Annotated in this window: 20 protein-coding genes; 14 read left to right on the top strand and 6 right to left on the bottom strand. The window is 43.3% G+C overall.

What is annotated here, in order from left to right:
- Positions 1–68 precede the first annotated feature (68 nt).
- A complete protein-coding gene (locus ACIH2S_RS04620) occupies positions 69–983 on the top strand; it encodes a LysR family transcriptional regulator (RefSeq protein ID WP_272535026.1) in 915 nt (304 codons plus the stop codon).
- Here ACIH2S_RS04620 and ACIH2S_RS04625 read toward each other — a convergent pair.
- Complete coding sequence (locus ACIH2S_RS04625; protein ID WP_108479438.1) at positions 963–1898, bottom strand: LysR family transcriptional regulator; 936 nt, start codon at positions 1896–1898, stop codon at positions 963–965. The genes ACIH2S_RS04620 and ACIH2S_RS04625 overlap by 21 nt on opposite strands.
- A gap of 123 nt (positions 1899–2021) precedes the next feature.
- On the opposite strand from ACIH2S_RS04625, the gene lysA reads away from it, so the two are divergent.
- Positions 2022–3296, top strand: coding sequence for a diaminopimelate decarboxylase (gene lysA, locus ACIH2S_RS04630; RefSeq protein ID WP_108479437.1), 1275 nt, complete (start codon positions 2022–2024; stop codon positions 3294–3296).
- 94 nt (positions 3297–3390) lie between these two features.
- Here the strand turns inward: lysA and fadE are convergent, their stop codons facing one another.
- Positions 3391–5856 carry an acyl-CoA dehydrogenase FadE gene (gene fadE / locus ACIH2S_RS04635; protein WP_036954180.1) on the bottom strand — a complete coding sequence of 822 codons (2466 nt, stop codon included), beginning with the start codon at positions 5854–5856 and terminating at the stop codon, positions 3391–3393.
- A gap of 341 nt (positions 5857–6197) precedes the next feature.
- Here fadE and lpcA point away from each other — a divergent pair, with 341 nt between their 5' ends.
- Positions 6198–6776: a D-sedoheptulose 7-phosphate isomerase gene (lpcA, locus tag ACIH2S_RS04640; RefSeq protein WP_036954182.1), complete on the top strand. Its 579-nt coding sequence runs from the start codon at positions 6198–6200 to the stop codon at positions 6774–6776.
- 26 nt (positions 6777–6802) lie between these two features.
- The gene (locus tag ACIH2S_RS04645; protein ID WP_108479434.1) at positions 6803–7570 is read left to right on the top strand and encodes a class II glutamine amidotransferase; all 768 of its coding nucleotides are present in this window, start codon (positions 6803–6805) and stop codon (positions 7568–7570) included.
- On the opposite strand, the gene ACIH2S_RS04650 is transcribed toward ACIH2S_RS04645, so the two are convergent.
- Complete coding sequence (locus tag ACIH2S_RS04650) at positions 7541–8278, bottom strand: L,D-transpeptidase family protein (RefSeq protein ID WP_036954185.1); 738 nt, start codon at positions 8276–8278, stop codon at positions 7541–7543. The two genes, ACIH2S_RS04645 and ACIH2S_RS04650, sit on opposite strands and share 30 nt — an antisense overlap.
- A gap of 415 nt (positions 8279–8693) precedes the next feature.
- Here ACIH2S_RS04650 and ACIH2S_RS04655 point away from each other — a divergent pair, with 415 nt between their 5' ends.
- From ACIH2S_RS04655 to nqrM, 8 genes are all read left to right on the top strand, one after another.
- Entirely contained in the window at positions 8694–10037 is a 1344-nt protein-coding gene (locus ACIH2S_RS04655) for a Na(+)-translocating NADH-quinone reductase subunit A (protein WP_036954187.1), read from the top strand.
- A gap of 4 nt (positions 10038–10041) precedes the next feature.
- Positions 10042–11280, top strand: a complete 1239-nt coding sequence (locus ACIH2S_RS04660; protein WP_036954189.1) for an NADH:ubiquinone reductase (Na(+)-transporting) subunit B — start codon at positions 10042–10044, stop codon at positions 11278–11280.
- A complete protein-coding gene (locus tag ACIH2S_RS04665; RefSeq protein ID WP_036954191.1) occupies positions 11273–12067 on the top strand; it encodes a Na(+)-translocating NADH-quinone reductase subunit C in 795 nt (264 codons plus the stop codon). Before ACIH2S_RS04660 ends, ACIH2S_RS04665 begins: the two co-directional genes overlap by 8 nt.
- On the top strand, positions 12060–12689 hold the full coding sequence (locus ACIH2S_RS04670; protein WP_036954193.1) for an NADH:ubiquinone reductase (Na(+)-transporting) subunit D: 630 nt from the start codon (positions 12060–12062) through the stop codon (positions 12687–12689). The genes ACIH2S_RS04665 and ACIH2S_RS04670 overlap by 8 nt, the downstream gene beginning before the upstream one ends.
- Before the next feature lie 4 nt (positions 12690–12693).
- The gene (gene nqrE, locus ACIH2S_RS04675; RefSeq protein WP_006657396.1) at positions 12694–13290 is read left to right on the top strand and encodes an NADH:ubiquinone reductase (Na(+)-transporting) subunit E; all 597 of its coding nucleotides are present in this window, start codon (positions 12694–12696) and stop codon (positions 13288–13290) included.
- A gap of 15 nt (positions 13291–13305) precedes the next feature.
- A complete protein-coding gene (nqrF, locus tag ACIH2S_RS04680; RefSeq protein WP_036954195.1) occupies positions 13306–14532 on the top strand; it encodes an NADH:ubiquinone reductase (Na(+)-transporting) subunit F in 1227 nt (408 codons plus the stop codon).
- A gap of 231 nt (positions 14533–14763) precedes the next feature.
- Positions 14764–15795, top strand: coding sequence for an FAD:protein FMN transferase (locus ACIH2S_RS04685; RefSeq protein WP_108479433.1), 1032 nt, complete (start codon positions 14764–14766; stop codon positions 15793–15795).
- 15 nt (positions 15796–15810) lie between these two features.
- Positions 15811–16038, top strand: a complete 228-nt coding sequence (gene nqrM / locus ACIH2S_RS04690; protein ID WP_006657399.1) for a (Na+)-NQR maturation NqrM — start codon at positions 15811–15813, stop codon at positions 16036–16038.
- Positions 16039–16142: 104 nt separating this feature from the next.
- On the opposite strand, the gene ACIH2S_RS04695 is transcribed toward nqrM, so the two are convergent.
- Complete coding sequence (locus ACIH2S_RS04695; RefSeq protein WP_036954200.1) at positions 16143–16508, bottom strand: hypothetical protein; 366 nt, start codon at positions 16506–16508, stop codon at positions 16143–16145.
- Between the two features lie 209 nt (positions 16509–16717).
- Positions 16718–17614: a glycerophosphodiester phosphodiesterase family protein gene (locus ACIH2S_RS04700; protein ID WP_430248192.1), complete on the bottom strand. Its 897-nt coding sequence runs from the start codon at positions 17612–17614 to the stop codon at positions 16718–16720.
- Positions 17615–17848: 234 nt separating this feature from the next.
- On the opposite strand from ACIH2S_RS04700, the gene dinB reads away from it, so the two are divergent.
- Positions 17849–18904 (top strand): DNA polymerase IV, encoded by a 1056-nt coding sequence (dinB, locus tag ACIH2S_RS04705; protein ID WP_108479431.1) that lies wholly within the window; start codon positions 17849–17851, stop codon positions 18902–18904.
- A gap of 81 nt (positions 18905–18985) precedes the next feature.
- Here the strand turns inward: dinB and pepD are convergent, their stop codons facing one another.
- On the bottom strand, positions 18986–20446 hold the full coding sequence (gene pepD / locus ACIH2S_RS04710) for a beta-Ala-His dipeptidase (protein ID WP_036954204.1): 1461 nt from the start codon (positions 20444–20446) through the stop codon (positions 18986–18988).
- Positions 20447–20765: 319 nt separating this feature from the next.
- Here pepD and gpt point away from each other — a divergent pair, with 319 nt between their 5' ends.
- Positions 20766–21230: a xanthine phosphoribosyltransferase gene (gpt, locus tag ACIH2S_RS04715; protein ID WP_108479429.1), complete on the top strand. Its 465-nt coding sequence runs from the start codon at positions 20766–20768 to the stop codon at positions 21228–21230.
- The last annotated feature ends 114 nt before the right edge of the window (positions 21231–21344 follow it).

The following is a 21344-nucleotide window of genomic DNA, read 5'->3' on the forward strand; positions in this document are numbered from 1 at the left end:
AAATTGCAATTAAGATAAGAAAAACGCCATAATCAGGTCATCTTTGTTGCATAAATCGGTCAAATAATATGGATAGACTCAAAGCGGTGCAGGTGTTTATTACTATTGTAGAACAAGGTAGCCTCAGCGGTGCGGCAGATAAATTGGATATGTCCCGTGCAATGGTGACGCGCTATTTGGCTGAAATGGAACAGTGGGCAGGGGTGCGCTTACTTAACCGTACCACGCGGCGCTTAAGTTTAACGTCAGCGGGGGAAGGGGTTTATCAACAATCATTGCAGCTAAATGCTATCTCTTTAAGCGTTCCGGTAGAGCAAAAGCACGATACGAAAGAGTTAGCGGGTTTGGTGCGGATTAGCTGCTCCCAATCCATCGCTCAAAGTGCGTTGTCTCTAGCCATTTCTGAGTTTTTGCAGATGTATCCCAATATGATGATTGATATGCAGATCTCGAATAAATCGGTGAATTTAATCGAGGAGCGTATCGATCTGGCTATCCGTATAACCAATCAGTTAGAACCGAATTTAATTGCCAAGCCGTTATCGACCTGCCATTCCGTAATTTGTGCTTCGCCGAAGTTTCTACAAGGTAAAAATTTACCCACCAAACCCGAAGATTTGGCTCTGATGGAGTGCCTCACTTACAGCTTTTTTGGACGTAGCCTGTGGAGTTTTGAAAAAGTGGGTGAAACCTCGACGGTATTAGTCGATGGACGTTTAAGTGCCAATGAATCCGTATTTTTAATGGAAGCGACATTAAATGGCGCGGGTATAGCGATGCAGCCTTACTATTCAGTGGCGAGCTATTTGCAATCGGGGGCGTTGGTTCAGTTGTTACCGGATTATACACCGATGCCCCTTGGTATTTACGGGGTCTATACCAGTCGGCAGCATATGCCAACGCCATTACGTGCCGTGATCGACTTCCTTGCCAATTGGTTTAAAACCTCACCTCACTGGCTCTCATTGATGTCGCAGCGCTAAGGTGAGGTCATGCTCTATTTGTGTAAAGGTGCGTTGTAAATGCTCAGTGAAAATATGGGTGATTTGTGAAGATGGGCGGTGATTCGGTGTAATTAAGCTGACGGTAAATGGGATTGAAAAACTGAGTGGGCGGATCACCAGTTTACCTGCGGATTGCTGATAAAAATCCAATGCAGTTAGGGGATTGACGATAGAGACTCCAATTCCTTTCAATGTCATGGCGCAAATAGAGGAAGCGGAATGGGTTTCCATCACCATTTTGCGCTCCACTTGATGCTCAGCAAAGATGGTATCAATGATTTGCCGATAGCTATCTGTCAGAGACAGGCTAATAAAACGCTGTTGATGAAAATCTTGTGGGGTGAGGATCTTTTTCTGCTCAAAAGGGTGCCCAACGGGTAGTACACAAACCTCATTTAAGGAACCTAAAGTCAATTGTTCCGTGCCCGGCGGGGTTTGTAAGTGCTCAGTTAGCCCCACATCATAACGTTGGGCGGATAGCCACTCTTCTAATACGGGGGATTCTTGCGGGATCACCGTTAAGTTCACATCAGGGTAATTTTCCATAAAGGCTTGGCAAACTTGCGGTAGTAAAGATTGTGCAAATGCAGGCAAGCAGGCAATGGAAATCTGGGCGTGTTCAAAGCGGCGAATAGTTTCTGCTGAGTTGCGAATACGCTCCAAACCATAATAGGAGTGTTCGACTTCTTCATGAAAGCGCAAGCCTTGCGCCGTAGGGTGTAGGCGACCTTTGACTCTATCGAATAATTTAAACTGTAATAAATGCTCGAGCCGCGCCAGTTCTCGGCTGATGGTTGGCTGAGAGGTATTTAGCAATGCTGCCGCTTCCGTGAGGTTGGGGGTGGTCATTACCGCACGAAAAATTTCAATATGTCGCCAAGAAATTGCCTGCATGATTGCTCCTCTCGTATTTCTATATCAAATATGAATAGACTTTAGCAAAAAGGATATTTTTTTTCCCGTCTTATTCGTCTAATAATCGAACTCACTATAATAAAACTTGCCAACGAGGTTCCGATGACCACATTCGCCAACACCACCAGCCAGTATCTCACTCCTGAACATTTACGTGCACTGCCTGCGCAGTTTGGTACGCCTGTCTGGGTTTATGATAGTGAAGTGATTATTGACCGTATTGAACAATTAAAAGTGTTCGATACCGTTCGTTTTGCTCAAAAAGCGTGTTCAAACATTCATATTCTGCGTCTGATGCGTGAACAGGGCGTGAAAGTGGATTCGGTGTCATTGGGTGAAATTGAGCGTGCGTTAGTGGCGGGTTTTCAGCCGGGTCGTGAAAAGTCGGAAATCGTGTTTACGGCGGATGTGTTAGATCCAGCAACGTTACTGAAAGTGACAGAGTTAGATATTCCTGTGAATGCGGGCTCTATCGATATGCTACAACAGATTGGTGAGTATAAAGCCGGTCACCCAGTTTGGCTGCGTATTAACCCGGGCTTTGGACATGGTCATAGCCAAAAAACCAATACGGGCGGAGAGAACAGCAAGCACGGGATTTGGCACCAAGATTTACCCGAAGCATTAGCGAAAATCCAACAGTACAACCTGAAGTTAGTGGGCATTCACATGCACATTGGCTCCGGTGTTGACTACCAGCATCTTGCTAATGTGTGTGATTCTATGGTGGAGCTAGTGATGTCTGCGGGCGTGGATATTGAGGCTATCTCGGCGGGTGGTGGTCTATCAACGCCTTATCGCGAACAGGATGAAATTATTGATGTTCAGCACTATTACATCCTGTGGGATAACGCCCGCCAGCGCATCGCGCAGCACTTAGGTCACTCTATTGAATTAGAAATTGAGCCGGGGCGCTATTTAGTGGCGGAGTCGGGTGTTTTATTGGCACAAGTGCGTGCGGTTAAGGATATGGGCAGCCGCCATTATGTGCTTGTGGATAGCGGTTTTAACGATTTAATGCGCCCTGCGATGTATGGTAGTTATCACCATATTTCGGTATTGCCAGCAGACGGTGGCAGCGCTGTTTTTTGTTCATTAGGCAATCAGCCATTAAAAGAGACGATCGTGGCGGGTCCATTGTGTGAATCTGGGGATGTGTTTACCCAGCTAGAAGGCGGGATGGTGGAAACGCGTTTACTGCCAGTAGTCAACGTTGGCGATTATTTGGTTTTCCATGACACAGGGGCTTACGGCGCATCAATGTCATCGAACTATAATAGCCGTCCATTATTGCCAGAAGTTATGTTCATTGACGGAAAACCGACGCTGATTCGTCGCCGTCAAACTATTCAAGAATTATTAGCTTTAGAGCTGTAAATTAATTCATATTAATAGATGAATATAAATCAAGGGAGCTATTGGCTCCCTTGTTGTTTTTAGTACGATGACATTTTTTAGCGCGTTAACTTAATTACGCCGCTTTTTTCTTTTTCGACTGAGATTCATCCTCTGACTCAGTGTGTGGCTTTTTTGATGGAACCACACCTAAATCATCGAAATCAAACTCATCGACATTAATAGTACGTAAGCGGCTGGCTTCTGCTTTACGTAAAATATCTGCTTCTTCTTGGGTGATAATGTTTTCTGGCAACATTTGGTCGGCTAACTTATCTAAACGCGTGAAACTGAATTTGCGTTCTTTTAAGCGGCAGATACGTTCAAAGATTGGCTCTGCGGCAATAATGTCATACAGAGCTTGGTTCACTAAGCCGTGCGGGTTGTTCTCTACAGGGGTTAGGAATTGACCACGTCCAATTCTGTCGCGTGTTTCCGATGGCTCCATCATTAGCTGCGCCAGCTTGTGATCCAGTCGGTCAGATGGCATCGACATTGCACGACCTGTCGGGAACAGAACAATACGCAATGCGCCAGCAATAAAGCGATTTGGGAAGTTTTTCAGTAAATCGTCCATCGCTTTTTCTGATTGATACAGACAATCTTCAACGGCCCATTTCACCAGCGGTAAATCCGCTTTTTGGCGACCTTCATCTTCATAACGTTTTAACGTTGCAGAAGCAAGATACAGATGGCTCAGAATATCCCCAAGACGAGCAGAGATACGCTCACGACGTTTTAAGCTACCACCTAGAACGCCCATCGACACATCAGAGAGTAGGGCTAAATTAGCACTTTGGCGGTTAAGCATTTGGTAATAACGGCGAGTTTCATCTTTAGTTGGTGCGCTGCTGCCGCGCCCATTGGTTAAACCTAACCAGAAACTGCGGCACTTATTACTGATCACATGACCAATATGACCGAATACCGCTTTATCAAACTTATTCAGGTTATTGTCTTGAGCTGCCGCCATTTCTTCGAGAACGTAAGGATGGCAGCGAATGGCGCCTTGTCCAAAGATGATCATGCTACGCGTTAAAATGTTGGCGCCTTCAACGGTAATGGCGATAGGTGCGCCTTGGTAGGATCTGGCAACGAAGTTGGAACTTCCTAAACAGATGCCTTTACCTCCCGTGATATCCATCGCATCGATAATTGAACGTTGACCACGGTGAGTACAGTGGTATTTCACAATGGCGGAGAGCACTGCTGGTTTTTCGCCCAGCATAATACCGGAGGTAATTAGAGTTGCTGCGGCATCCATTAAATAGGCATTACCTGCAATACGGGCTAGAGGCTCTTCAATACCTTCCATTTTTCCGATAGGAAGTTTGAACTGACGACGGATATAAGCATAAGCCCCTGTTGCCATTGCGACACTCTTCAAGCTACCTGTTGAGTTGGATGGCAATGTGATCCCACGTCCAACAGACAGACATTCCACCAGCATTCTCCAACCTTGTCCCGCCATTTGCGGACCACCGATAATGTAATCGATAGGTACGAAAATATCTTTCCCGCGAGTTGGACCATTCATAAATGGTATATTTAATGGGAAGTGACGATGACCAATTTCAACACCTGGGGTGTTCGTTGGGATCAGAGCGCAGGTAATACCGAGATTTTTCTCGCCACCCAGTAGCTTATCTGGGTCAGTTAATTTAAAGGCTAAGCCTAATACAGTCGCGATTGGCGCAAGGGTGATATAGCGTTTGTTCCAAGTTAAGCGCATACCTAAAACTTGTTCGCCTTGCCATTCGCCCATACAGACAACACCAGCATCAGGAATGGCACCTGCATCAGAACCCGCCTCAGGGCTAGTTAATGCAAAGCATGGGATCTCTTCACCAGTAGCTAAGCCTGGTAAATAACGATTTTTTTGCTCATCGGTACCGTAATGTTGCAGTAATTCACCCGGACCTAATGAGTTTGGAACACCCACAGTGATAGCAAGGATACCGGAAACACCCGCTAATTTTTGCAGGACTTGAGATTGGGCGTAGGCTGAAAATTCTAATCCACCATACTCTTTTTTGATGATCATGGCGAAGAAACGGTGATCGCGTAGATATTGCCAGACTTCTGGCGGTAAATCTGCGAGTTCATGACTGACTTCAAAGTCATTCACCATGCCACAAACAGTTTCCACTGGACCATCAATAAACGCTTGTTCTTCAGCGGTGAGTTGTGGTTTTGGGTAGTTATGAAGTTTGTTCCAATTTGGTGCCCCACGGAACAGGTCACCTTCCCACCAAGTGGTTCCAGCATCAATCGCTTCTTTTTCTGTGCTAGACATCGGTGGCATCACTTTCTGGAACATTGTCATCGCTTTTGATGAAAACAGTGATTGGCGAATTGGCGTGATGACAAATGGCAGTAAAACCAGAGCGACGGGCAACAGCATCCAGTAGCTCCAGACATTAGCAGCTCCCATGGCTGCGGTATAAGCCAGTAATATAACGGTGCTCAGAATGAGTGAGCTTTTGTGGTAGCTCAGCACGCCGATTAACGCAATAAATAAAACAATACTGAGAAGGATCATAGTTGAAGCTCCTGTCTACTTGTAAGAGGTCTGACCTGTTTGTTTTATTAATCTATATCTGGTAATAAACAATTAGCAAGATATTTACATCTTAATTACAACTTGGCTCACAAAATCATCAGTTGCCTTTGTAAAGGGACAGCGGATGAAAAAATAGCCTTCATTTAGCTAGCCTCAGACCAGAAGCGCACTGCTGGAGATTTCGTCAACCATACCCCATACGGTACAATCAAAAGTAGAAACAAAATGTACCCTGTGCAACAATCGAGAAATCAAAGATAAATTACCTATAAAGACGTAATTATCTCCATCAAGCATTCGTGAAAATTAAGGGGAAACTCATGTACCAAGACTTGATCCGTGGTGAGCTGACTGAAGCGGCAGATACGCTATCAAAATTTTTAAGTGATGATGCAAATCTGCAAGCAATTGAGAAAGCAGCAGTGTTGCTGGCGGACTCTTTTAAAGCGGGTGGTAAAGTTCTCTCTTGCGGTAATGGTGGCTCTCACTGCGATGCAATGCACTTTGCGGAAGAGTTAACTGGACGCTATCGTGAAAACCGTCCTGGCTACCCAGCGATCGCTATCTCCGATGTTAGTCATATTTCTTGCGTGAGTAATGACTTTGGTTATGAATTTGTTTTCTCTCGCTTTGTGGAAGCGGTAGGGCAAAAAGGTGATGTGCTGCTTGGCATTTCTACCTCAGGTAACTCTGGTAATATTATTAAAGCGATTGAAGCGGCACGTGCGAAAGGCATGAAAGTCATCACCCTGACAGGGAAAGATGGCGGAAAAATGGCGGGAAGCGCGGATATTGAAATTCGCGTTCCGCATTTTGGTTACGCAGATCGTATCCAAGAGATCCACATCAAAGTGATCCATATTTTGATCCAATTAATTGAAAAAGAGATGGTTAAGTAACCATTTTTAGTAGCAGGAGACTTTAAATGTGTGAGTTGCTTGGCATGAGTGCCAATGTACCAACCGATATTACGTTTAGCCTAAGTGGACTGATTTCCCGTGGTGGGCAAACTGGCCCACATAAAGATGGATGGGGGATCACGTTTTACGAAGGATTAGGTTGTCGCACATTTAAAGATCCTCAACCAAGTTTTGTCTCCCCTGTGGCGCGTTTTGTGCAGGAATACCCCATCAAATCAGAAAGCATTGTGGCGCACATTCGTCAGGCGAACCGAGGGGATGTTTCACTGGTGAATACCCATCCGTTTACGCGGGAATTATGGGGACGAAACTGGACTTATGCGCATAATGGGCAATTGAAAGGGTTTCGTTCATTAAAGACGGGACACTATCGACCAATTGGTGAAACTGATAGCGAATGGGCATTTTGCTGGATTTTACATCAACTGAATCAAAAATATCCAAGAAAACCAACAAACTGGAAAGCTGTTTTCCGTTTTATTGGCGCTCTTGCGCAGCAACTGCGTGAAAAAGGGGTATTTAATATGTTGTTATCCGATGGGCAATATTTGATGGCGTTTAGCTCAACAAAGCTGCATTGGATCACGCGTAGGGCACCGTTTGGTAAAGCGAAACTGTTGGATCAGGACATCGAGATTGACTTCCAACAGTGCACAACGCCAAGTGATATTGTTTCAGTTATTGCCACGGCTCCCTTAACAGGTAACGAGACGTGGCAAAAAATTGAACCCGGTGAATTTGTGCTATTCGACCGTGGCCAACGCATACTGTGATTTAGATCCCAATAACTTAGTGGGCGTTTCTGGCATGCTGTTAACATGATATTTACCTAATGTTACTGATATTTCAGCAGGTTTGCCGGTTCGCTCAAAATAATCATAAGCAGGTTGAAGCTGTTTCCAGAAAGCATAATGCGTTGAATTGCGATAACGCAGCATATTCATTTTAGTCATGCGAAATGGATAAATGCTCACATCAACGGCAGGTTGACCATTTTGAAGTGCTTGTTCCACGGTTTGATAAATTTCCCCCATGGATTTATCTGTCATTGCATAACATCCGACAGACACACAGCTACCGTGAATCATCAGATAGTTACCAGAATACCCCTGCGTCTTATCGAACTCATTAGGAAATCCAAGATTGATAGATCGGTAATATCGACTATTTGGATTGAGTTGTGAGCGCGTGATCTGATAAAACCCCTCAGGGCTTTTCAAGTCACCTTCTATCTTTTTAGGACCAAGTCCACCAGAAAACTTACAGATAGGGTAGGTTTTGACTAATTTATACTTTCCTACGGCTGTTTTTTGGTAGAGCTCAAGCACACCCTCTTGCTTAAATATTTGAATAAATATCGGTGAATCAGGCTGAGCAGTTGGCTTACTATTAAGGGAGAATAATGTGTTTTCTTCTTGAGCAAATGCAGACGCTGCAAATGTGAAGAGTAAATAAACACCAATGGTTTTACTTATATGCATAATTAAGCCAAATGTTGAAAAATAAGCTGATTAAAAATGGACCAAATTCAGCATATTTTAGACGAATGGAACAAAATTTAATATATCAAGTTAATAATTTTCTAATGAATCATTATTGACTATAAATTAATCGATGCTCGATAAATGTGAGCCAACATGTAGGTATTTACGAATTGTTGCAACAAAATTTTAAATTTTATTGCAATTTGCTTGAACTAGGTCACTTCTATAACCGGACAGAGGTCGAGGGAACTGATAAAATTGACCTCGGCAGAAGAAGAGAAAGTGTAGCAATATTGTTAGATTTACTTACTCGAGTGGCGTAAGCAACTTGAGTTATTTTTATTATTGAGTCGCTATCATTCATTGCTGAATCGTTAGCTTAGGGTTTAACTGATAAACTTGTGCAGATCTTATGATTAAAATTAAAAAAGGCCTTAACCTTCCAATAGCAGGTGAGCCAGCCCAAGTGATAGAAGACGGCCCGAAAATTCAACACGTAGCTGTGCTAGGTGAAGAATATGTCGGAATGCGTCCTTCGATGCTGGTTAAAGAAGGTGAGCGTGTAAAAAAAGGGCAGGTTCTTTTTGAAGATAAAAAGAATCCTGGCGTGGTATTTACGAGCCCAGCCTGCGGTAAAATTATTGCTATTCATCGTGGTGAGCGTCGTGTACTTCAGTCCGTTATTATCGAAATCGATGGTGACGAACAAGAGACTTTCGAGTCTTATTCTACTGACCAACTCCCATCACTGACGAAAGAGCAGGTTGAACAAAATCTTTTAAGATCCGGTTTATGGACTGCTTTAAGAACGCGCCCATTTAGCCGTTCTCCGGAGCCAGGTTCATCCCCCGCAGCGATTTTTGTGACTGCAATTGACACTAATCCTCTTGCTGCTGATCCTTCGATTATTATTGGTGAAAATGCACAAGCCTTTACTGACGGTCTCATCGTTTTGAGCCGACTGACTGAAGGCAAGGTGCATGTTTGTCATGGTGCGGGCGAGCTTCCAAAACAAGCTGCTAATGCACAAATCACATACACACAATTTGCAGGGCCACATCCAGCGGGTTTAGCAGGGACTCATATTCATTTCCTTGAGCCTGTTAGCATTAGCAAAAAAGTGTGGAGCCTCAATTACCAAGATGTGATTGCTATCGGTAAATTATTTACCACTGGTCATCTTTATACTGATCGCGTTGTCTCTGTCGCAGGTCCGCAAGTTGAGAAACCTCGCTTGCTACGCACTCGCCTTGGCGCAGATATCTACGAATTAACCAAAGGTCAGCTCAAAGCAGGTGAGAACCGCATTATTTCTGGTTCTGTGCTGTGGGGCGTGACTTGTGATGATGCTCATCATTATCTTGGTCGTTTCCATAACCAAGTTTCTGTATTAGCGGAAGGTCGTGAAAAAGAGCTGTTTGGATGGATTATGCCAGGAGTGAACAAGTTCACTATCACGCGTACCACCATCGGGCATTTCTTGAAGAATAAACGCTTCAATTTTACCACGACGATGAATGGCGGTGAGCGTTCAATGGTACCAATTGGTAACTATGAGCGTGTAATGCCTCTCGATATTATGATCACCCACTTACTGCGTGATCTGCTTGCAGGGGACACCGATACTTCTCAGGAACTGGGTTGTCTGGAACTCGATGAAGAAGACTTGGGACTGTGCACCTATGTGTGTCCAGCTAAGTATGAATATGGTCCAGTACTACGTGATGTCCTGACCAAGATTGAGCTAGAAGGGTAATTCCATGGGTCTGAAAAATTTATTTGAAAAATATGAGCACCAATTTGAACCCGGTGGAAAATTAGCAAAATTCTATCCATTGTATGAAGCTGTTGCGACAGTTTTCTATACACCGGGCACGGTGACAAAAGGTCGCTCACACGTACGCGATACTATCGATCTCAAGCGCATGATGATTTTAGTCTGGCTTGCTGTTTTCCCAGCGATGTTCTGGGGTATGTATAATGTCGGTAACCAAGCTATTCCCGCGCTGCATCACTTATACAGTGGCGCTGAACTGCAACAAGTTTTAGCGAGTGATTGGCACTATTCTCTAGCGCAATTATTAGGTGCTTCTTTAGCGCCGGATGCCGGCTGGGGCAGCAAAATGCTGCTAGGTGCGATTTACTTCCTGCCAATTTACTTAGTGGTATTCTTGGTCGGTGGTTTCTGGGAAGTGTTGTTTGCCATGATCCGTGGTCATGAAATCAACGAAGGCTTCTTTATCTCCTCTATCTTATTTGCGCTGATTGTTCCGCCTACCATTCCATTATGGCAAGCGGCGCTCGGTATCACCTTTGGTGTGGTTGTTGCAAAAGAGATTTTCGGTGGTACAGGTCGTAACTTCCTTAACCCCGCATTAGCGGGTCGTGCTTTCCTTTTCTTTGCTTACCCTGCACAAATTTCAGGTGACTTAGTTTGGACTGCGGCTGATGGATTCTCGGGTGCAACGCCTCTATCACAATGGGCGACGGGTGGTGTGAGTTCACTGGTAAACACAGTAACTGGCGAGCCAATCACTTGGATGCAAGCTTTCTTAGGTAACATGCCGGGTTCAATTGGTGAAGTTTCTACCCTGATGATCTTCATCGGTGGCGCATTTATCATCTTCTTCCGTATCGCCTCTTGGCGCATCGTGGCGGGTGTGATGCTGGGTATGATTGCCATGTCTTACCTGTTCAACTTTATCGGTTCAGACACCAACCCACTATTTGCTATGCCATGGTGGTGGCACATGGTTTTAGGCGGATTTGCCTTCGGTATGATTTTTATGGCGACAGACCCTGTTTCCGCTTCCTTTACCGATAAAGGTAAATGGGCTTACGGGATTTTGATCGGCGTAATGTGCGTACTTGTTCGGGTTGTGAACCCTGCATACCCTGAAGGGATGATGCTCGCAATCCTGTTCGCCAACCTGTTTGCTCCTCTGTTTGACTATATGGTCGTTCAAGCAAATATTAAACGGAGAAAAGCCCGTGGCTAATGATAAACCAGTAAATAAAGATGGCGTCGGCAGAACGTTTATCGTTGTTTTCATTCTCTGCTTAGTCTGTTCCGTCGTCGTTGCCGGTGCTGCGGTTGGTCTGAAACCTCAGCAACAAGAACAAATGATGTTAGATACTCAGCGTAATATTTTAAGTGTTGCAGGTCTGCTGCAACCTAAAATGAGCGCTGAAGAAATTCAAAAAGTGTATGGCGAGCGTATCGAGCCTAAATTGCTGAATTTCAAAACGAATGAACTATCTAACAGCGTAAGTCGTTTTGACTTAAACAGCGAACTGCGTAGCGAAGAGACCAGCATCGCACTATCCCCAGAAGAAGACATTGCGAAAATTCGCCGTCGTGCCAATAGCGCTGAAATTTATCTGGTTAAAGATGAACAAGGGAAAGTGACCCAAGTGATTCTGCCAGTTTATGGTTCAGGATTATGGTCAGTAATGTATGCCTTTATCGCCGTGGATATCGATGGTGTAACCTCTCGCGGTATTACCTACTATGCGCATGGTGAAACGCCGGGTCTGGGTGGTGAAGTTGACAACCCACAATGGAAAGCGCAGTGGCCGGGTAAAAAACTGTTCAATGAGCAGGGTATCCCTGCAATCAAAATCGTGCGTGGTGGTGCCACCGATAACCCATTTGGTATCGATGGTCTTTCAGGTGCAACGCTGACTTCAAACGGTATTCAACATATGTTTGATTTCTGGCTAGGCGATAACGGTTTTGGTCCGTTCCTGAAAAAAGTTCGTGAAGGAGCGCTGAATAATGGCTGATTCTAAAGAAGTAAAACGCGTCCTACTAGGACCATTGTTAGATAATAACCCAATTGCATTGCAGGTTTTGGGTGTGTGCTCTGCATTAGCGGTGACCACTAAACTTGAAACTGCATTGGTTATGACCATCGCCGTAACGCTAGTTACCGCGTTCTCTAACTTTTTTATCTCATTAATTAGAAATTACATTCCAAGTAGTGTTCGTATTATTGTTCAAATGGCAATTATTGCATCATTGGTAATTGTGGTTGACCAAATCTTACGTGCCTATGCCTATGAAATCTCGAAACAACTTTCCGTATTCGTTGGTTTGATTATCACCAACTGTATCGTGATGGGGCGTGCTGAAGCGTATGCGATGAAAGCACCACCAATCGAAAGTTTTATGGATGGTATCGGTAACGGTCTTGGTTACGGTGTGATTCTGGTACTGGTTGGCTTCCTACGTGAGCTATTTGGTTCCGGTAAACTGTTTGGTATTACGGTATTTGAATCACTGCAAAATGGTGGTTGGTACATGCCAAACGGCTTATTCCTGTTAGCGCCAAGTGCATTCTTTATCATCGGTATGCTGATTTGGGGTCTACGTACTCTGAAACCAGCTCAGGTAGAGAAGGATTAAGAGCATGGAACATTATATTAGCTTGTTTGTAAAAGCCATTTTCATCGAAAACATGGCGTTAGCTTTCTTCTTAGGGATGTGTACATTCCTTGCGGTATCGAAGAACGTAAAAACTGCTTTTGGACTGGGTATTGCGGTAACTGTGGTGCTTGGTATCTCCGTCCCTGCGAACAACTTAGTGTACAACTTAGTGTTACGTGACGGCGCGTTAGTTGAAGGTGTGGATCTCTCATTCCTCAACTTCATTACCTTTATCGGTGTTATCGCGGCACTGGTTCAAATTCTGGAAATGATTTTAGATCGTTACTTCCCATCACTGTACAACGCATTGGGGATCTTCTTACCGTTGATCACCGTAAACTGTGCAATCTTTGGTGGTGTATCTTTCATGGCTCAGCGTGACTACAACTTCACTGAATCCATTGTTTATGGCTTTGGTTCCGGTATTGGTTGGATGTTAGCGATTGTCTTAATGGCCGCGATTCGTGAAAAGATGAAGTATTCAGACATTCCAGCGGGTCTTAAAGGGTTAGGCATCACCTTTGTCACGACCGGTTTGATGGCATTGGGCTTTATGTCCTTCTCCGGTGTGCAGCTATAAAGGCGAGAAGAATTCATGGATATTATTATTCTAGGCGTAGTTATGTTTACCCTGATTGTCTTGGCGCTGACAGGCCTGATCCTGTTTGCAAAGTCCAAGTTGGTCAATACAGGGAACATTAAAGTTGAAGTCAACGGCGATCCTGAGAAGAGCTTTGATGCTCCAGCAGGCGATAAGCTGTTAGGTATGTTAGCAAACCAGGGTATCTTTGTTTCTTCTGCCTGTGGTGGCGGTGGTTCATGTGGTCAGTGCCGTGTGAAAATCAAAGAGGGCGGTGGTGACATCCTGCCAACTGAGCTTTCACACATCAATAAACGTGAAGCGAAAGAAGGTTGCCGTCTGGCATGTCAGGTTAACGTAAAACAAGATTTGAAAATTGAATTACCTGAAGAAATTTTTGGCGTGAAAAAATGGGAATGCGAAGTTATCTCCAATGATAACAAAGCAACGTTCATTAAAGAGCTGAAGTTAAAAATTCCTGAGGGCGAAGTGGTTCCATTCCGTGCGGGTGGTTTTATTCAAATTGAATGCCCGCCTCATGTGGTGAAGTACTCAGACTTTGATGTGCCTGAGGAATACCGTGAAGATTGGGACAAATTCAATCTATTCCGCTATGTTTCTGATGTCAAAGAAGAAACAGTACGTGCTTACTCAATGGCAAACTATCCAGAAGAGCGCGGTATTATTATGCTGAACGTGCGTATTGCAACGCCACCTCCGCGTAATCCCGATGTACCGCCGGGAATTATGTCATCGTATATTTGGTCACTGAAACCGGGAGATAAAGTCACTATCTCTGGTCCGTTTGGTGAGTTCTTCGCAAAAGAAACTGATGCGGAAATGATCTTTATCGGTGGTGGTGCGGGTATGGCGCCGATGCGTTCCCACATTTTCGACCAATTACGTCGTTTAGATTCTAAGCGTAAAATCAGTTTCTGGTATGGTGCGCGTTCTAAACGTGAAATGTTCTATACCGAAGATTTCGACCAATTAGCCGCAGAGCATGACAACTTTACATGGAATGTTGCACTTTCTGACGCTTTGCCAGAAGATAATTGGGACGGTTACACAGGATTTATTCATAATGTCCTGTATGAAAACTACCTCAAAAATCACCCTGCGCCAGAAGATTGTGAGTTCTACATGTGTGGGCCTCCTGTCATGAACGCCGCAGTCATTAAGATGTTAAAAGACCTTGGTGTTGAGGACGAAAACATCTTACTGGATGATTTTGGTGGCTGATTAGTTACTGTGAATTATCTATTAAGCGCTCAGGAAACTGGGCGCTTGTTGATTAAAAAGAGGAAAAAATGGGTTTTTTTCCTCTTTTTGGTTGTAAACTGTGAATCGCCAAATAGGCAATTCAATTTTTAAACGTGAGTATTCTCTAGATTTGTGAATGTTGAGTTTGTTAGACGTCTCAGCACCTACTCTTTCTCTAGTGGGCGCTTACAATTAACGCTGAGAAAATTTATGCTAAACAGAAAAGTATTTGCTCCTGTGCTGCTATTCGCAGCCACTCTTCTTCTTACCGCATGTGGTGGACCTGAACAAAAGAATCTTCAGGGACAAACCATGGGAACCTATTATTCTGTTAAGTTCGTGACAGACTCTTCAGAGCCTTCATCGGAAGCTATCCAAGCCGAAATCGACAAGCGTTTGGAAGAAGTGAACGACCAAATGTCGACTTATCGCCCTGGTTCCGAATTAAGTCGTTTCAATCAATCCAATGAAGTTAATGTACCATTCCCTGTTTCTGCCGCGACGGCAAAAGTGGTCAGTAAAGCCATTGAGATTAATAAATTAACGGATGGCGGTCTGGATGTCACCGTTGGTCCACTGGTTAATTTATGGGGGTTCGGTCCAGAGGGGAGAGTCACAAAAGCACCTACAGATGAGGAGCTTGAAAAACGTCGTGCATGGGTGGGTATCGATAAACTCTCTGTACAAGACAACAACTTAATTAAAACCATTCCTGAGCTGTATGTTGATTTATCTTCCATTGCTAAAGGTTATGGTGTTGATGTGGTGGCGGAATATTTAGAGTCCATCGGTATCAAGGATTATATGGTTGATATTGGTGGCGAAGTCCGTACAAAAGGTAAAAATGGCAAAGATACACCATGGCGTATTGCGATTGAAAAACCTGCAACGGATGGTGTGAGTCAAACGGCACAGGAGATTATCGAGCCGGGAGATTTATCTATCGCCACTTCAGGGGATTATCGTAACTATTTTGAACAAAATGGTGTGCATTTCTCACACACAATTGACCCAAAAACAGGTAAGCCAATTTCCCACAATTTAGTCTCAATTACCGTATTAGCCGACGATTGCATGAGTGCGGATGGATTATCTACAGGTTTTAATGTGATGGGACCAGATGCGGGTCTTGCACTTGCTGAAAAGATGAATATTCCTGTTTTTATGATTGTGAAGACAGATAAAGGCTTCGAAGAGCGTTACACTAAAGCATTCGAGCCATTTTTACAGAAAAAACAGTAAAAGGAGGAAAGCAGAATGTTGAATGTTTTTCTTGCAGCCTTTGCCTTATTTTTGTTGGCGTTTTTAGGTATGTCCCTTGGATATATTATTAAGCGGAAAAGTATCCAAGGCAGTTGCGGCGGTTTAAGTAGCATTGGGGTAGAGAAAGTTTGTGACTGCCCTGAGCCTTGCGATGCGCGTAAAAAGCGTATGGCACGGGAAGAAGCGCGCAAAAAAATGCTAGAGAAAAACCGCATTTTGTAATTTTTACTCTGTTGTGAATATTAACCCTAGTTGCTTTAATGAGCTGCTAGGGTTTTTTATTTTAAGGTTATTTTGATAAAAATAGTGATGTATTTCATTGCAAACTAAATTTTATGTAATGAAGTCGAGCATGATGTGGAAACAGGGTAGTGAACAAACATGTGTCGCGTATTTCCCTTGAAACTGAGAGTGACTTTGCCATTATCTTTCTCATTGAGCTTGCATGCTAAGTCAGCGATGCTACTCCATTTTTCTCCTGATTTTGTTGTGATTACTCCCATCCAATAGCTCTGTTCGGTTGAAGAAAAAGTGAACTCTGTGATATCACTTAATTTTTTTCCATTCATAACATTATAAAAAATAAAAACATTTCCATACTCATTCGCATTGTTTTTGAAAGAAATTTCCACCTTTTTTAAGTCTTCATTCCATAGATTCTCGATAGAAAGCAAGCCTTTTGATATCGCCATGTTAAATTCCTTATGAATAAGAGTTTAAATGTATTTACTTATTTTGGCATCGATACTTTACTAAGTAATTAATATTGAATGTTATTTACTATTAAAAAAGAAGGAAAGATAAGATAGGGAAATGTATGGATGGAAAAGATGAGTAATAAAAATAAGCTACTTAAATCGAATAAATCATTATCAAAATAAAGTAGCTTAATAATTAGTCTTTATTTTTTGAAAGCTTTTGGTGAGTCAACCATAACGGCATCAGCACCAATTTCTTTAGCCAGTTGATAATCACTGTCACTATTTACACCAAATACAATGATGTAAGCGTTGCCATTTTTTCTAAAGCAGTCGATAGCTTCTTTATCCCATGAGAGTGTTGCTGGTGAACGCGCTTCACCAAGGGTATATTTCTCAACGACTTCAACTTTACGATGCAGCTCAAAACCATACCAACGGGTTGCAGATTTATCATTATCAAGCATACATTGATGGCTCATTACGCTGTTTGCCAGCATGGTGCGAGTTTCATCTCGGCTTTCAAATAGTTGCAGTTTAGAGGAAAGTGGCTTAAGCGCTTTTAAAAATGCATCGTTAGTGGAATAAAAACGCACTTGGTTAAACGCGTTGGTTTTATTTAATAATGCCAAAATAGCTTGAGCTTGAGTATTAGGGTCTGCATCAGGAGATTTTAAGTCGATATAAAAAATCGTATCGGGGTATTTTTTTAAAACATCTTCTAGTGTGACGATAGTGGTTTGCGAAGTAGGTAGTTGCTGGTTATTTTTCTGATTAAATTTATACGCCGCATTTATCTGGCTTAATTGTTTGGCGGAATAATCAGAAATAACGCCACTTTTATCCGTTAAAGCATTTAAATCACTCGGACGATAAAGGACTAATTGATTATCTTTACTGAGCTGAACAGTTAACCAAATTGCATCAACTTTATTGCTTTTGGCTTGTTCTATAGCATAAAGGGTATTTTCAGGGGCATCTGCGGTACCTGCGCGGTGCGCCACAATCTGCGGCATTAATGCGAAAGCGGATTGGCTAACCAAAAGTAGTAAGCCTATCGTAGCGGATTTTTTTAACACTGACGTTGATATAATTTGCATTTGCATAATCCATAATAATAGAAAATTCAATGAACTAACATGAGATTGACCGAGTGGTTGTTGTAATATGTTTCATCCGTTTTGTAAGCAATGAGCCTATAAATTAGGAGTAACTTTTTACTTTTTCGGTTATTTACAGTATTTCAGGAATACATTTCAATCAGATGAATAAGGTTGCATAGCTAATAAAACCACTGTATATTTATTCAGTAATTATTGGTTGGGGCGGCTATCATGCGTAAAATTATTCATATTGATATGGATTGCTTTTTTGCAGCGATAGAGATGCGTGATGACCCAAAATTACGCAATATTCCACTGGCTGTCGGGGGAAGTGCAGACCGACGTGGCGTATTGAGCACTGCAAATTATGAAGCGAGACGCTACGGTGTTCACAGTGCAATGTCGACGGCATTGGCGTTGAAATTATGCCCTCACCTGAAAGTCGTACCCGGTCGTATGGCGGTTTATAAAGACGTTTCCCATCATATTCGCCAAATATTTGCCCGCTATACCGATCTGATTGAGCCATTATCTTTAGATGAGGCCTATTTGGATGTGACTGATTGCCAGCAGCTTCACGGCTCTGCCACGCTTATCGCCGAGGCTATCCGCCAGCAAATTTTTGATGAACTTCAACTCACAGCTTCTGCGGGAATTGCTCCGATTAAATTTCTCGCCAAAATTGCCTCTGATATGAATAAACCCAATGGGCAATTTGTGATCACTCCACAGGAATTACCGGCATTTATTGCCACGCTGCCATTAAAAAAGATCCCCGGCGTTGGAAAAGTGACAGCGCAAAAACTTGCGGATATGGGGTTATTGACCTGCGCGGATGTTCAGCGCTATGACATGCTGGCGTTGGTAAAAAGCATGGGTAAATTTGGACAAGCTCTGTGGGAACGCTGTCATGGCATTGATGAACGAGCAGTAAATACCGAACGCTTACGTAAATCCGTTGGGGTAGAACGCACTCTCGCCAAAGATATTCATCAGTGGGAAGAGTGTTTGCCTTTACTCGATACTTTATACGATGAGCTACATTTTCGCTTAGAGAAAGTGAAGCCAGATCTGCGTATTGCTCGCCAAGGAGTGAAATTAAAATTTGAGGATTTTCAGCAAACGACGCAAGAGCATGTTTATCCCATTATAGATAAGCAGGATCTTATTCGGTTGGCACAGCAGGCTTGGGTAAATCGACGAGCAGGGCGGGGGGTTAGGTTAGTTGGTCTGCATGTGACATTGCAGAATCCACAAATTGAAAGGCAGCTTTCATTACTTTTATAGTTTTTATTATGTTTAAAGAATGAGAAAAATAGGGTCATAAACTGTCGCTTATGACCCTGATATTGATAGCTTAAAGCCTACTTAGTTTTTTACTGGGATAGCTTTTAAGATAGCAGTTAACAGTGTCCAGTATTGACCCACGCTCTCAATGTGAACGCGCTCATCTGGTGAGTGTGCTCCACGGATGGTTGGTCCAATGGAGACCATATCCATTAATGGATAAGGCTTTTTAAACAGACCACACTCGAGACCGGCATGGATAACCATGATATTTGGAATTTTACCAAACAGTTTTTGGTAAGTGTCGCTAACAATATGCATAACTGGTGAGTCTGCATCTGGTTGCCAACCTGGGTATCCACCTTCAGCACGGTGTTGAGCTTTCGCCAGTTTTGTCAGTGATGTCAGCATATTAACGACGTAATTTTTACCTGAATCGATCAGTGAACGAATTAAGAAGATCACTTCCGCTTTGTCTTCAGTCATCTTCACAACGCCTTCGTTCAGTGAAGTTTCAACAACTCCTTTTACCACATCACTCATACGGATAACGCCGCTTGGTGCTGAGTTTAGGAAGAAAACTAAACGCTGTTGGCAATCATTAGTCAGTGCTTTTAAGTCACTCGTTGTTTCATCTAACAGTAAAGCTAGGTTAGGTTCTACTGCGGCTAATTCATTTTTCAGAATGCCTTCGTAGCGAGTTCTCAATGCAGTTAATTCAGCCACTTTATCAGCTGGTACCGCGAAAGTTGCATGGCCTTCACGTGGGATCGCATTACGCAGTGTACCGCCAGTGAATTCCAGCAGTTTTAAGCTCAAGTCTTCAGCGTGACCCGCTAAGAAACGCGCTAACAGTTTGTTTGCATTACCTAAACCTAAGTGAATATCGCCACCAGAGTGACCGCCTTTAAGGCCTTTTAAGGTCATGGTGAAGGTTTTATAACCTTGTGGTAATGCTTCACGGGTTAAATCAAATGTGGCAGTGAAATCAACACCACCTGCGCAACCCATGTAAATTTCGCCTTCTTCTTCTGAATCGGTGTTGATCAGAATATCAGCTTGTAACCAGTTTGGTTGTAAACCGAAAGCGCCGTCCATGCCCGTTTCTTCGGTCATAGTCAGTAACACTTCCAGTGGACCGTGTTCAACGCTGTCATCCGCTAATACTGCTAATGCGGATGCCATACCGATGCCGTTATCTGCGCCTAATGTTGTACCTTCAGCAGTGACCCACTCACCATTGATATAAGGGCGGATAGGATCTTTAGTGAAATCGTGCTCTGTGTCGTTATTTTTTTGCGGCACCATGTCTAAGTGAGCTTGCAGTACAACAGGCTTGCGGTTTTCGTAGCCTTTTGTCGCCGGTTTACGGATTAAGATATTACCAACTTGGTCGCGCTCAACGTGAAAACCTTTCCCTTTAGACCACTCCATGATGTGGGCGGCTAAAGCTTCTTCGTGTTTTGATGGGTGAGGAATGGAGCAGATTTTAGCGAAAATATCCCACAGTGGTTGTGGTTTTAGCGTTGATAATTGTGACACGTTCTTCTCCTTGACACTTTGATCGTAATCTTTCCGTCATATTTCAAGCTGGGGATTGGCTTACACCCAAAACAATCGACTGACGGCGTTGGTCGCTTAATTTAAGATTGCACTTAAGTGTAATAACTCAGGTTTTAAGCGGTTTTAAGTATTGATTCAGCATAACACTTTCTATCGAATAATGGAGAGCGTTAATAAGAATAATTCATTTAGTGGGATGGTTTCGCTGGTTTTTCCTGCGTCAAATCACTATAATCTCGCGCAACCTTTTTTCCGCAAGACACATTTCTGTTTTACTCACCTTCGGGACCCGAATTTTATGAGCGAAAAATATGTCGTAACGTGGGATATGTTGCAAATACATGCCCGTAAACTCGCACAACGTTTATTACCAGCAAAACAATGGACTGGTATCATCGCAGTTAGCCGTGGTGGTTTAGTCCCTGGCGCACTGTTAGCGCGTGAGCTGGGTATTCGTCATGTTGACACCGTTTGTATCTCTAGCTATGACCATGATAACCAACGCGAATTGAATGTAATCAAACGCGCTGAAGGCGATGGTGAAGGCTTTATCGTAATTGACGATTTAGTGGATACTGGTGGCACAGCGAAAGCTATCCGCGACATGTATCCAAAAGCACACTTCGTGACTATCTTTGCAAAACCAGCAGGTCGCCCATTAGTGGATGATTATGTGGTTGATATCCCACAAAACACTTGGATTGAACAGCCTTGGGATATGGGCGTTGTGTTTATCGATCCTCTGTGCGAACAAGATAAGTAGTCCGAACGAAATAATTTAAATCTGTTTAGCCGTGATAGGGTTGTTTGATAAAAACAACACATTATTACCTAAGTGATTTGAGCTAAACACGATATGATAGAGGGGAGTGCGAAA

The organism is Providencia lanzhouensis (genome assembly GCF_050469745.1).
Lineage (GTDB): Bacteria > Pseudomonadota > Gammaproteobacteria > Enterobacterales > Enterobacteriaceae > Providencia > Providencia lanzhouensis.